General features: G+C 64.6%; 12 protein-coding genes. 8 read left to right on the forward strand and 4 right to left on the reverse strand.

Translation table 11 applies throughout. The features are described from left to right. Positions 1-188 precede the first annotated feature (188 nt). The 7 genes from ACN9MW_RS21880 (at position 189) to ACN9MW_RS21910 (ending at position 7,200) form a co-directional block, all read left to right on the forward strand. Positions 189-1,721 carry a helicase HerA-like C-terminal domain-containing protein gene (locus ACN9MW_RS21880; RefSeq protein ID WP_426162644.1) on the forward strand — a complete coding sequence of 511 codons (1,533 nt, stop codon included), beginning with the start codon at positions 189-191 and terminating at the stop codon, positions 1,719-1,721. A gap of 113 nt (positions 1,722-1,834) precedes the next feature. Continuing rightward, positions 1,835-2,119 carry a hypothetical protein gene (locus ACN9MW_RS21885; protein WP_426162646.1) on the forward strand — a complete coding sequence of 95 codons (285 nt, stop codon included), beginning with the start codon at positions 1,835-1,837 and terminating at the stop codon, positions 2,117-2,119. Then, on the forward strand, positions 2,116-2,571 hold the full coding sequence (locus ACN9MW_RS21890) for an acyl-CoA thioesterase (protein ID WP_426162647.1): 456 nt from the start codon (positions 2,116-2,118) through the stop codon (positions 2,569-2,571). Before ACN9MW_RS21885 ends, ACN9MW_RS21890 begins: the two co-directional genes overlap by 4 nt. 143 nt (positions 2,572-2,714) lie before the next feature. Next, positions 2,715-3,068, forward strand: coding sequence for an ArsC family reductase (locus tag ACN9MW_RS21895; RefSeq protein ID WP_426162648.1), 354 nt, complete (start codon positions 2,715-2,717; stop codon positions 3,066-3,068). After that, complete coding sequence (dapE, locus tag ACN9MW_RS21900) at positions 3,065-4,198, forward strand: succinyl-diaminopimelate desuccinylase (protein ID WP_426162649.1); 1,134 nt, start codon at positions 3,065-3,067, stop codon at positions 4,196-4,198. Before ACN9MW_RS21895 ends, dapE begins: the two co-directional genes overlap by 4 nt. 10 nt (positions 4,199-4,208) lie before the next feature. Next, positions 4,209-5,099, forward strand: coding sequence for a 50S ribosomal protein L3 N(5)-glutamine methyltransferase (gene prmB / locus ACN9MW_RS21905; protein ID WP_426162650.1), 891 nt, complete (start codon positions 4,209-4,211; stop codon positions 5,097-5,099). A gap of 145 nt (positions 5,100-5,244) precedes the next feature. Further along, the gene (locus ACN9MW_RS21910; protein ID WP_426162651.1) at positions 5,245-7,200 is read left to right on the forward strand and encodes an ATP-binding cassette domain-containing protein; all 1,956 of its coding nucleotides are present in this window, start codon (positions 5,245-5,247) and stop codon (positions 7,198-7,200) included. Here ACN9MW_RS21910 and ACN9MW_RS21915 read toward each other — a convergent pair. Beyond that, positions 7,170-7,640 carry a chemotaxis protein CheW gene (locus ACN9MW_RS21915; RefSeq protein WP_426162653.1) on the reverse strand — a complete coding sequence of 157 codons (471 nt, stop codon included), beginning with the start codon at positions 7,638-7,640 and terminating at the stop codon, positions 7,170-7,172. The two genes, ACN9MW_RS21910 and ACN9MW_RS21915, sit on opposite strands and share 31 nt — an antisense overlap. 127 nt (positions 7,641-7,767) lie before the next feature. On the opposite strand from ACN9MW_RS21915, the gene ACN9MW_RS21920 reads away from it, so the two are divergent. Beyond that, positions 7,768-8,793 (forward strand): HDOD domain-containing protein, encoded by a 1,026-nt coding sequence (locus tag ACN9MW_RS21920; protein ID WP_426162655.1) that lies wholly within the window; start codon positions 7,768-7,770, stop codon positions 8,791-8,793. On the opposite strand, the gene ACN9MW_RS21925 is transcribed toward ACN9MW_RS21920, so the two are convergent. From ACN9MW_RS21925 to ACN9MW_RS21935, 3 genes are all read right to left on the reverse strand, one after another. Next, the gene (locus ACN9MW_RS21925) at positions 8,790-10,682 is read right to left on the reverse strand and encodes a flagellar assembly protein A (protein WP_426162656.1); all 1,893 of its coding nucleotides are present in this window, start codon (positions 10,680-10,682) and stop codon (positions 8,790-8,792) included. The genes ACN9MW_RS21920 and ACN9MW_RS21925 overlap by 4 nt on opposite strands. Positions 10,683-10,700: 18 nt before the next feature. Then, a complete protein-coding gene (locus ACN9MW_RS21930) occupies positions 10,701-12,590 on the reverse strand; it encodes a flagellar assembly protein A (protein WP_426162657.1) in 1,890 nt (629 codons plus the stop codon). 138 nt (positions 12,591-12,728) lie between these two features. Then, complete coding sequence (locus ACN9MW_RS21935; protein WP_426162658.1) at positions 12,729-13,082, reverse strand: hypothetical protein; 354 nt, start codon at positions 13,080-13,082, stop codon at positions 12,729-12,731. Between the last annotated feature and the right edge of the window lie 15 nt (positions 13,083-13,097).

Consider the following 13,097-nt stretch of genomic DNA (forward strand, 5'->3'; position numbering starts at 1 on the left):
GCGGGGCTGTCAGTGCCAGCGCTTGCCGAGGCAAGCGCTGCGCCGCACATCTGCGGTCCGGTTCTTGCCGATCCTGGTTTGGGCTGAACAAGTTTGCCGATGAAATCACCAGGGCGCGCGGTAAGCTGCAAACGGCATGCGATGAGGTATGATCGGAATTTCATATCAACAAGAAATTCCGCCCCAATATGAGCACCGCCCTGCCGATCGCCAAAACCGACGCCCTTTCCCTCGACTTGCTGTCCAACCTGGTGAACCGCCACGGTTGCATCACCGGCGCTACCGGCACCGGCAAGACGGTCACGCTGCAGCGCATGGCACAATCGTTGTCCGACATCGGCGTGCCGGTCTTCATGGCCGACATCAAGGGCGACCTCTCTGGCATGGCGAAACCCGGCGTGCTGGGCGAAAAAATGGCCAAGCGCCTGGAAGCGCTGAAGCTGGAAACCCCGCAATGGGCCGCCTGCCCGGTTACCTTCTGGGACGTGTTCGGCGAACAGGGCCACCCGGTACGCGCCACCATTTCCGACCTCGGCCCCACCCTGCTGGCGCGCATGCTGAACCTGAACGATACCCAGGAAGGCGTGCTGCAGCTGGTGTTCAAGATCGCCGACGACAACGGCATGCTGCTGCTCGACACCAAGGACTTGCGCGCCATGCTGCAGCACGTGGGCGACAATGCCGCCGACTACAAGACCAGCTACGGCAACGTCAGCGCGGCCAGCATCGGCGCCATCCAGCGCGGCCTGCTGGCGATTGAAGAGCAAGGCGGCGAGCAGTTCTTCGGCGAGCCGATGTTGAACATCGACGACCTGATCCAGACCGATGCGGCAGGCAAAGGCATGGTGAACATCCTCGCTGCCGACAAGCTGATGAACGCGCCGCGCATCTACGCGGTGTTCCTGCTGTGGATGCTGTCCGAGCTGTTCGAGAACCTGCCGGAAGTGGGCGACCTCGATAAGCCGAAACTGGTGTTCTTCTTCGACGAAGCCCACCTGCTGTTTGCCGAAGCGCCGAAGGCCCTGCTGCAAAAGATCGAGCAGGTGGTGCGCCTGATTCGCTCCAAAGGCGTGGGCGTTTTCTTCATCACGCAAAATCCCCTCGATATTCCGGAGACCGTGCTGGGCCAGCTGGGCAACCGCGTGCAGCACGCACTGCGCGCTTACACGCCACGCGACCAGAAGGCCGTCAAGTCGGCCGCTGAAACCTTCCGCCCGAATCCGGCGATCGACGTGGCGCAAGTGATTACCGAGCTTGGAGTGGGCGAGGCGCTCGTATCCTTCCTCGACGAAAAAGGCACGCCGCAGATCGTGCAGCGCGCCTTCGTGCTGCCGCCGGCATCGCAACTGGGCCCGATCAGCGCAGCGGAACGCCAGGCCGCGCGCGCCAGCTCGGTTGTGGCCGGCGTGTACGAGAAAGCCGTCGACCGCGAATCCGCCTACGAAAAGCTGACTGGTCGCGTCGCCGGCGCCGGCACCCCTGCACCCGCACCGGGTGGCCGCGGGCCGATGGGCCGGGGCACCGCGCAAGCGCCAGCCGAAGCGCCTGCCGACAGCGGCGGCTCGATCTTTAGCGACGTACTGGGCGGCCTGTTCGGCGGCAGCAGCAAGCGCGACACCGCAGTGCAGGCGATGGTGAAATCCGCCGCCCGCAGCATCGGCTCGCAAGTTGGCCGCGAGATCATTCGCGGCGTGCTGGGCTCCATCCTGAAGAAGCGTTGATCGTGCGGGCCGGTGTTTTGCTGCTCGCACTCCTTCCCGCTGTGCACGCACAGGCTTGCTCGTCCGTGTCGGCGCACCCCATCGCCTCGCTCAGCGACCTGCCTCAGGAGGTGTTGAACCTTCTGGGCCGCTTTGACAAGCCCCGCGCCGGCATCGCCGATATTGGCGAAAGCTTCAATGCGTCGGACGTGATTTACCCTGACAGCCCGCCCCAGCAGCGCCTGGTGTCCGGCGTGGCGGGCAAAGATTGCGTTGAACTGAAGGTGGAGTTCGGAGGCATCGCTTACCACACGGAGCAGATTGAGTTCCGGGACACGTGGCGAGGCTGGACCAGGACCAGGGGCGGCTACGGCCCGGTCGTTCTCAAGCCGGCCCCGGTGCAGCCGCCACGGCCATGACGACGCCTCAATGGGACCGGCCGGCGCCCTTCATCCTGCCGGTCACGCCGCGAGCGGCTGACATCGACGGCCTCGATCACACCAATAATGCGGTCTACGTGCGCTGGTGCGAAGAGGCTGGCTGGGCGCACTCCAATGCACTCGGCCTGACGCTGGCGGACTACAAGCGGTTGGACCGCGGCATGGCGATCCGCCGCAGCGAGTTCGATTACATCTTCGCCACCAACGAAGGCGAGGATCTGCTGCTAGGCACCTGGCTGCTGCCCGGCGACAGCTCGCTATCGATGCAGCGCTGCTTTCAGTTGGTTCGCCAGCGCGACAACACCACGGTTCTGCGCGCGCGCTGGGACCTGGTCTGCATAGAGCTGTCCAGTGGCCGCCCGAAGCGGTTGCCGCCGGAATTCAGCGAGGTGTACGTGCCGGCATTCAGTCAGGTGTCCGCGTCAAAATAGGCGCGCGCGTGGCGGCGGGTAGCTCCGCCCTCTTGCCATTCTCAGGAAACATTGGCAAAACGATCACGGTTTATCACGCTCGCTGCACGATATAATGTCGTCCTTCGGCCGCAAGGCCGCCCCCGCACAACATTATTTTCCGAATGATTACCCTCTACGGCATTCCCAACTGCGACACTGTCAAGAAAGCCCGCGTATGGCTGGCTGGTCAACAGCATGACTTCACCTTCCACGACTTCAAGAAACAGGGCCTGGACGAAGCCACCGTGCGCACCTGGCTGAAAACCCTGGACTGGGAAGTGCTGGTCAATAAGAAGGGCACCACCTGGCGCGCCCTGCCCGACGAGCGCAAGGCTGCCGTCACCAGCGCCGATGCCGCAGTCGCCCTGATGCTGGAAAACCCGTCCGTGATCAAGCGCCCGGTGCTGGTGGGTGCCGGCGCGAAGGCCCACGTCGGCTTCAACGACGCCATGTACCAGGAAATCTTCGCAGCATGAGCGCCTCCCGTACCCTCGACCTGACCGAGAAGCTGCTGGGCCGCGAGTCTGTCACGCCTGACGACAAGGGCTGCCAGGACCATTTGAAATCGTGGCTGGAGCCGCTCGGCTTCCACTGCGAGACCATCATTTCCGGCGAAGTCACCAACCTGTGGGCGCGCAAGGGCACTGAAAGCCCGGTGCTGGTGTTCGCCGGCCATACCGACGTGGTGCCGACAGGCCCGGTCGAAAAGTGGTCGTCCGAACCGTTCTACCCGACCCACCGCGACGGCAAGCTGTATGGCCGCGGCGCTGCCGACATGAAGACGTCGATTGCCGCGATGGTGGTCGCTTGCGAAGAATTCCTGGCCGCGCACCCGGATCACAAAGGCTCGATCGCCTTCCTGATCACCTCCGACGAGGAAGGCCCGGCTACCGACGGCACCGTCAAAGTGGTGGAAGAGCTGAAGGCGCGAAACGAGACCATCGATTACTGCATCGTCGGCGAGCCGACTTCCGACAAGACCTTGGGCGACATGATCAAGAACGGCCGCCGCGGTTCGCTGTCGGGCAGCCTGACCATCAAGGGCGTGCAAGGCCATATCGCCTACCCGCAGCTGGCAAAGAACCCAATCCACCTGGCCGCACCGGCACTGGCCGACCTGGTGGCCGAAGTCTGGGACCACGGCAACGAGTACTATTTGCCGACCTCCTGGCAAATGTCGAACATCAAGGCCGGCACCGGCGCTAACAACGTGATCCCGGGCGACCTGCACATCGACTTCAATTTCCGCTTCTCGACGGCTTCCACGCACGAGAGCCTGCGCCAGCGCGTGCATGCCATCCTCGACAAGCACGGCCTGGAATACCAGCTGGACTGGACCTTGTCCGGCCTGCCCTTCCTGACCCCGCGCGGCACGCTGTCCGAAGCGCTGTGCCACGCCATCAAGGATGAAACGGGCGTCGACACCGAACTGTCCACCACGGGCGGCACTTCCGACGGGCGCTTCATCGCCCAGATCTGCCCCCAGGTGATAGAATTTGGCCCCCCGAACGCCAGCATCCACAAGATCGACGAGCACATCGAGATCCGCTTCATCGATCCGCTGAAGAACATCTACCGCCGCACCCTGGAAAACCTCCTGCGCTAAGAAGAACACTATGGATACCACCCTGTACACCACCCCGCGCGACCTGATTCGCCACGCAGTCACCCGTTTCAACAAGGCCAAGCTGTTTTTCGGCCACGGCAGCGCCGAGGCTTATGATGAAGCGGCCTACCTGACCCTGCACACGCTGGCGCTGCCGCTGGACCGCCTGGAGCCGTTCATGGATGCGCGCCTGCAGCCGGAGGAAATCGCCGAAGTGCTGGCCGTGATCGAGCGCCGCGCCAACGACCGCGTGCCGGCCGCCTACATCACCAATGAAGCCTGGCTGGGCACCTACAACTTCTACGTCGACGAGCGCACTATCGTGCCACGCTCCTATATCGCGGAACTGATTCCGAATTACTTCGCCCCTTGGGTCAACGATGCGGAGAACGTGTCGAACATCCTGGAATTGTGCACCGGCTCCGGCTGCCTGGCGATCATGATGGCCGACGCCTTCCCTGATGCGGAAGTCGATGCGGTCGATATCTCCGCCGATGCACTGGAAGTGGCGCGCAAGAACGTCGAGACCTACAAGCTGGAAGACCGCGTGAACCTGATCCAGTCGGACCTGTACGCCAACGTCCCGGCCGGCAAGAAGTATGACCTGATCATCACAAATCCGCCTTACGTGAACTCGTCGTCGATGGCCAAGCTGCCGCAGGAATACCTGCACGAGCCGCAGATTGCCCTGGACGGCGGCGCCGATGGCATGGACCTTGTGCGCAAGATCGTTGCCGGCGCGGCCGAGCGCTTGACCAACGACGGCCTGCTGATCGTGGAAATCGGCAATGAGAAAGAGTTTGCGGAAGCGGCGTTTGGGGAGCTGGGGCTGACCTGGCTGACCACTAGCCAGGGCGATGATATGGTGTTCCTGATCACTGCTGACCAATTGAAAATCTAAACCGGCAAGGCGGTGTCCGACCCGCAGGGTCAGACACCGGTACGCCACGGCCGCGGACTGCGGAGTGACTGGCAGTGAGGGACGGGAGCTGGACCTTGGGCCAGTTCCCGCCGCTTTACCGGTTTTAACTAGAACGACCAAGAAAATGATCCGCTTCACCAACGTCAGCCTGATGCGCGGCCTGAAGCCGCTGCTGGAATCCGCCGACCTGACCCTGAACCCAGGCGACAAGATCGGCCTGATCGGCGCCAATGGCGCCGGCAAATCCAGCCTGTTCGCCATGCTGCGCAACGAGCTGCACCCGGACCTGGGCGACATCGACTTCCCGAAAAGCTGGCGCATGGCCTACGTGGCGCAGGAGACCCCTGCCCTGCCGCGTACCGCCATCGACTACGCCATCGACGGCGACGCCCACCTGCGCCAACTGCAGGCCGAACTGGCGCGCCTGGAAGCCCTGCCCGACACGCCGGAGCACGGCATCGAGATCGCCCACGTCCACACCGAACTGGCCGACGCCGACGCCTACACCGTGCAGTCGCGCGCCGAGCAACTGCTGCTTGGCCTGGGCTTTTCGCTGGAGCAGATGCAGCAGCCGGTGGCGAGCTTTTCGGGCGGCTGGCGCATGCGCCTGAACCTGGCGCAGGCGCTGATGTGCCCTTCCGACCTGCTGCTGCTGGACGAACCGACCAACCACCTGGACCTGGACGCGATCATCTGGCTGGAAGACTGGCTGAAGCGCTACCCAGGCACCCTGATCATCATCTCCCACGACCGCGATTTCCTCGACGAGATCGTGAACGTGATCGTCCACATTGACGATCGCAAGCTGAAACGCTACTCGGGCAACTACTCCGGCTTCGAGCGCCAGCGCGCCGCGCAGCTGGTGCTGCAGGCTTCCGCCATCGAGAAGCAGCAGCGCGCCCGCGCCCACCTGCAATCGTTCATCGACCGCTTCAAGGCCAAGGCCACCAAAGCGCGCCAGGCGCAAAGCCGCATGAAGCAGCTGGCGAAGATGGAAGAACTGGCGCCGCTGCGCGCCGCTGCCGAATTCAGCTTCGAATTCCGCGACCCGGTCAGCGCGCCGAACCCGCTGCTGGTCATGGAAGACGTCGACTGCGGCTACCACACCGAGCAAGGCGACAAGACCATCGTGCGCGGCGTGACGTTCTCGCTGGTACAGGGCCAGCGCATTGGCCTGCTGGGCGTGAACGGCGCCGGCAAATCGACCCTGATCAAGACCATTGCCGGCGACATCGACCCGCTGACGGGCACCGCCACCACCGGCAAGGGCCTGGTGATCGGCTACTTCGCCCAGCACCAGGTGGAGATGCTGCGTCACGACGAGTCGCCCCTGTGGCATTTGCAGAAGATGGCGCCGACCGTGCGCGAGCAGGAACTGCGCAACTTCCTGGGCAGCTTCAACTTCCCGGGCGATATGGTGACCAGCAAGATCGCGCCGTTTTCCGGCGGCGAGAAGGCGCGCCTGGCGCTGGCCCTGATCGTATGGCAGCGCCCCAACCTGCTGCTGCTGGACGAACCGACCAACCACCTGGACCTGGAAACCCGCGAAGCGCTGACCGATGCGCTGGCGCAGTTCGAAGGCACGCTGCTGGTCGTTTCCCACGACCGCCACCTGCTGCGCGCCACCACCGAGCAATTCATCATCGTCGAGAACGGCCGCCTGCGCGAATTCGACGGCGACCTCGATGAATACAAGGACTGGCTGCTGCAAACCAAGCTGGCCAAGCCTGCCGCTGCCGCCAGCGCCGCGCCGGCTGCCGGCCAGCCAGCCGCAGCCGAAGCTTCCACGGTCGACCGCAAGGAACAGAAACGCCTGGAAGCCGAGCAGCGCCAGCGCCTGTCGGCCCAGCGCAAGCCGCTGGAGAACCGCCTGAAGAAGGTGGAGGCCGCGATGGCCCAGCGCAGCGAACAGAAAGCCGCGATCGACGCCGCCCTGGCCGATCCCGCCATCTACGAAGCTGAAAACAAGCCCAGACTGAAAACCCTGCTGGCCGACCAGGTCGAATGCAGCAAGGAACTCGAACAGCTCGAAGGCGAGTGGCTCGAGCTTCAGGAGCAGCTGGAAGCGCTGGCCGCCTGACGCGGACGCGCCGCCCCGCGCACCGCCATCAGGCGGTCGATATCGAGCATGATCAGCCGGCGTTCGCCGAGCTGTCCCATCCCCAGCAGGTAATCCACCTCCTCGCCCACATGCGGCAGGGGGTGGACCGCGCTGGCGGGCAACGACACCAGGTCGGTCACGCCATCGGTCACCATTCCCATCACACAAGTCGAAAGCTGCAGGATGATCACGTCCGTGCGCGGATCGTGCACCGGCGGCCGGGGGCCGAACGCCACGCGCATGTCCACAATGGGCATGATGACGCCGCGCGACAACGCCACGCCTTCAACGATTTCTCCGCCCGATGCAATACGCTCGAGCGCACTCAATGGACGCAACTCCTGCACGCGGCGGTAGTCCAGCGCGTATTCAAGGCCGCCCAGGCGGAACGTCAGGTACTGTCGCAGGTCGGCTTCCATATTGCTCCTCTGATTCCGGTGATACGCTGTTCCATCGTACCGTTACGCAACAGCAAGCAGTTTGACCATCCTCAAAGATTGCGGCCTGGGCTACAATGCTTTCATAACAATTGCTGGGAAAGCGTCCATGTTCCAATGGCTGAAGCGACTGCTCGCCAAACCTGAAAGCCGGCCGCCAGCGGCCGCCCCTGCCGCGCCGGCGCAGCCCGCGCCCACACCGGCGCCGGTCCCCGTGCTCTCGCCGGCCCTTGAAGGCGGCCCCGATTTCGAACAGAAGGACCTGGTCAACTCCACCTTCCAGCGCTGGCTGTTTGGCCTGCGCAAGGACGATTCGCTTGATACCACCGCGCCCGAAGGCCGCGTGCTGCACGAATTGATCCTGGCCGCGCAATCGGGCCACAATGCGGCTGACATGCTGCGCCGCATGCCGGGCGTGATCCCGCAACTGCTGCAAAGCCTGCGCAGCGAGAATTTCGCCGGCGCCGATATCGCGCGCAAGATTTCCAACGACCTGGTGCTGGTGGGATCGGTGCTGCGGCTGGCAAATGCCGCCATCCAGAACAGCGGCGAAGCCACCACCATCAACAGCGTCGAACACGCCGTGATCGTGGTTGGCCAGGAAGGCTTGCGCCAGTTGATCACCAGCGTCGCCTTCCGCCCCATCATCGATTTGAATTCCGGGCACTACACCAAGCTGCTGGCGCCGCGCATCTGGGAGCAGTCCGAGAAAAGCGCCGTGGCCTGCCGCATGCTGGCCCCGGAATTCGGCGTCGACCCGTTCGAGGCTTTCCTGGCGGGGCTGGTGATCAATTCCGGCTTGCTGACTGCCTTGCCGGTACTGGACAGCGCCGGAGCCGGGCCGGGCGAGCTGGGATCGGCCACGTTCCGCGCCCGACTTGCCCACGAGGCACTCGCCATTTCGGCCGGGATATCGGAGGCATGGAATTTCCCGCCGTCGATTACCCAGGCGATACGCGAACAGCAGGCCATGCGCAAGGGCGAGCCGCGCACGCCGATGGCGCGCGTGCTGGCGGTGGGCGACTACCTGTCAAAGATCCGCGTGCTGCAGGCCAACCGCGAGATCAACGATACGGAACACAACCTGTTCCACGACCTGCCGCTGGGCGCCATGCCCTGCTACGCGGCGATTTAAGCCGCGCTGCCGCTCCAGTCGAACTGGCCGCCGCTGCCGATGAAGAGCGGCTGCTGCGTGCCCAGCGCGGCCCGCACGCGCAGCTTGACTTCCTTTGGCGGCAGCAGGTAGGCCGGCCCCAGGTCGGGATTGAATACCAGCTTGCGCACCACCATGTCGCCCGCCACTTGCCGCACCGTGCAGCGCGCGCCGCCGACGACCAGCAGCTTCTGCCGGTACACATGCTCGCCCAGCTCCTGCTCCTTCTGCTGGGCGGCCTGGGCTTCCTTCATCGCCACCTGCAAGCGCGCCACCATCTTCAGCGAGGGGCCGACCTTCAGCGCCATCTTCTGGAACAGCACGAGCTGCTCCTGGTTCAGCGTGACTTCCTGCTTGCGCACCTTGCTCGCCAGTTGCAGGTAGTTGCGCACCTCCTGGTCGGCAGTGATGGCGTCCATCTGCTCCTTGCAGCGCTGCGCCTGCTGCTCCTGCCTTTCCGCGCGGGCGGCGCATTCAGCCAGCTTGTCGTCGTACTTGCTGGTGTCCGGCACCATGACGTGCAGCTGCATCTCGGCCTGCTTGCGCGGCCCGGCGCTGTCGATCTCGATGCGGCGCGCGGCAATGGCGCAGCCGGCGGCCAGCTTGATCAGCACTTCATCGGCCATGATCTCGCAGTTGTAAGCCTCGGTGATGATCACGCGCGAACCGGTAATCACACAATTCTGCGCCTTGCCCAGCACCACCTCGCCATTTTTGGACTGCAGCAGCGCGCCGGAAGCGACGCCGGATACGCGGATATTGCCGTCGGCGTTGGTGGCGCTGCCGCCCATCAGGTTCTTTTGCAGCGCAATCGTGCCGCCGCGCGAGACGATATTGCCGAAGACGTCGGCATGCACGGTGATATTGCCCCCTTCCACCGTGCGCTGCTCCTGCACTTCGCCGAACTCCTCGTAATCGCCATCGAGCTTCAGGTTGCCCGTGGTGCGCGCGGACACCCCTTCGCGGCTGATGATCTTGGGGCCGATGGAGATGCGCTTGCTTTTGCTGTCGACGTTGATGAAGCCTTCGCGCGAGGAGACCAGGTAGTCGACGCCATCGTGGTGCTCGACCACCGTCCCTTCCCCGGCCACCGCGGCCAGTTCCAGGTCGCGCGGCGGTGGCGGGTCCAGCACGATGCCGGACAATTCGAAACCGCGCGTGCCGACCTGCGGCGGCTCGCGACGCAGCAGCCGCACCTGGGCCTTTACTTGCGGGAAGCGGTTCTGGAAGCTGTGCAGGTCGAAGCGGCCATTGGCCAGCAGGCGCGGAGCATTGGAGCGGTGGATGCTTTCCGATACTTCCACGATGGCGGCATCGCGCCCCGGCACCGGCGGCAGCTTGCGCGCCACGATCAGGCGCGCCACCTTGCCGCTGGCAATGGCTTCGCGCACCACCGGCGCATCGATGCCGAAGCGGATACCCTTGGACCACATATCGGCCACGAATTCGCCGAAATCGAGGTGGGCCGGCAGCGGCGCCTCGCCTTCGGCTTCCACGAACACGGGTTCGAAATAATATTCAGCCTCGCCGCCGACGATGCGTACCGACTTGTACAGGTCGCGCCGCCCGCCGGGGAATGGCACGATATCGTCGGCAAAGCGCCACAGGGGCTGGCCGGCCATGCCTTCCGGCAGTTCGTGACCGACGCCGTACAGGGCGCGGACGAAGACGCCGTAATCAAGCCCGCGGAAACAGGCGCCGGACAGGAAAACCTGGTTGGCAGCCGCCTGCAGCAAAGCCGCTGGGGCTTCGGCCTTGAAATACACGCCATCGGCGCGCTGGACCAGCGACGATGGCAGATCGCCAGCCGCCGCGGCGGCCGATGCAGCGTCTGCAGGCACCATGTCTCCCGGGTAGTCTTCTTGCGCCATTGTACGGCTATCGGCCCACTACGCTACGCTCGCCTCGGCCTGGGCAGCGCCATGCCAGTTCACGCTGCCGCTGGAGCCGGCGAAAATGGCCTGGCTATCGAGCCGGGGCCCGCGCAGCATGGCCTTGTAATCCTTGGCGGCGGCCATGAAATTGGCCGCCATCGCCCCGCCCAGCGGCAAGGTACGCACCAGCACTTCGCCGTCGACCATGGTGATGCGCACCGAGGAACGGGCGGCGGCATCGCGCTTCAGCGCTTCCAGTTCGTCGCGCCGGGCGCGCGCGCCGCCGATCGACTCTTCGGCCACCTTGATCGACTGCAGCAGCTGGCCGATTTGCTTAATGTGCGGCGCCACCGCGCCCGCCACTTTTTTAAGGTTCGGCACCTGGGCCGGCGTCAGGTGGATCTCGCCCTTGCGCAGCTTTTCTGCCAGCGTCAGGTAGCTGCGCACCTCGGCCATGGCATTCAGGCGGTCATGCTCGGCGCGCCAGGCGGCGATTTCCGCCTCATGCACGGCGACCTGTTTTTGCAGGGTTTCCAGCTCGGCGTCGTGGCCGGCGACGTCTTTCACCACGACGTAGACCAGCATTTCGCTGTTCTTGCGCGGGCCGGCGCTTTCAACCAGCACGCTGCGCCCGGCAACGGCGCAGCCGATGGCCAGTTCAATGGTCACTTCGTCGGCAAGGATTTCGCAATTGGACGCTTCCGCGATCACCACCCTGGGCGCGCTGATGACGCAGCTTTCGGCGCGGCCGGTGATAGTAATCGTGCCGCTGGCTGTCTGGATGGTGGAACCGGAGGCCACGCCTTCAATGCGGATATCGCCCCTGGCGTTGATGGCCCGGCCGCCCACCAGGTTGCGGCCCAGGACGATGGTGCCGCCGCTGGAATTGATATTGCCGAACACGTCGCCGTGCACGGTGATGTCGCTGCCGTTCACGTCGCGCAGTTCCTGCACGTCGCCGAATTCTTCGAATGCGCCCATCAGTTCCAGGTTGCCGGTGGTACGGCCGGACACGCCCTCGCGGCTGATAATCTTGTCGCTCAGCGCCACCTGCCCGCTTTTCGGGTCCACATTCAGGAAGCCTTCGCGTGCCGCCACCAGGAATTCGCCATCGGCTTCGCGCGCGATGACCGTGCCCTCGCCGGCATAGCGGCTGAAGTCCACGTCGTTCGGCGCCAGCGCAGCCAGCGGCTGGCCAGCGATATTGCGGCCCGGCTCGCCCGGTACGCCGGGCAGCTTTTGCAGCAGGCGCATGCCTTGCTTGATCTGGGGGAAACGGTTCTGGAAGCTGGTCAGGTCGACCGTGCCGTCGGCGCGCTGGCGCGGTGCGTCGCTGCGGTGCAGTTCGGACGCCACTTCCACCACGCGCGCATCCTGTGCAGGCGTCGGTTCCAGGTCGAGCGCCGCGGTCACCCGTTCGCCTTTCGGCGCCGCCAGCGCGGCGCGCACGGCTGCCACCTGGATGCCGAAGCGCACGTTCTTCAGCCACATGTCGGCCACGAATTCGTCGAAATCGAGGTGGGCCTGGCGTTCCGGCAGCAGGGTGCCGTCCGACAGCTCCTCGGCCGGCAGGTAGATCGGTTCAAAGAAGTATTCCGCTTCGCCGTCGCGAATCCTGACGTTGCGGTACAGCGGCTTACGCTCGGCCGGGAATGGCGCCAGACGATCGGCCACGCGCACCAGCAGTTCGGGACTGGGCGCCAGCTCCGGCCCCACGCCGTACAGGGCGCGCGCCAGCACCGGATAGTCCAGCCCCTGCAGCACATAACCGCTGCGGTACAGCACATCGACCGCGGCGCTCAGTTCAGGCGCGAGCAGACGCAGGTCCAGGTAGACCCCATCGGGCCGCTGGACCACGCCGTCCGGCAAGCTGCCGGCGCTCTCCTGTTGTGCAATATGGGACAAAGCTCCTCCTCCAGTGCCCTATTGTTGGGCGCGCCGGGGCGCGTTGTCTTGCGGGCAATCAATATTACACGCAAAACATTAAATGCCGGAGGTTTTCGGAGCCGAAAGTTTTCTTAACGTTACGTAAACGTCACAAAATCACCGCCTGCGCGGCAGGGAGTACACTTGCTGGCCCGCTTCATTGATCTGGCGGCGCAGGTCACGGCGCTCGTCGGGGGTCATGCGCCCCCCCATGCGGCGCGAGTCTGCGTTGTCCCGGTCGTCCACCATGCGCGGCGCATCGTCCATGCGCCCCTCATACTGGCGTGGATAGCGCACTTCGCGAGCGTCGTTCATGCGATTGTCGCGGAAGTCGCGCGGCGCTTCGCGGCGTTCTTGCTGGCGGTTGCGCTGGTCGGACTGCGCTTGCGCGCTGGCCATCACGGTGCAGCACAGGCCGGCGCACAGCGCCAAAGCCGCTTTGCCCAATCCTGTTTTCGCACCAAGTTTCATCGCAGTCCTCGTCGT

It is taken from the genome of Pseudoduganella sp. R-34, assembly GCF_049904655.1.
Classification (GTDB): domain Bacteria; phylum Pseudomonadota; class Gammaproteobacteria; order Burkholderiales; family Burkholderiaceae_D; genus Rugamonas.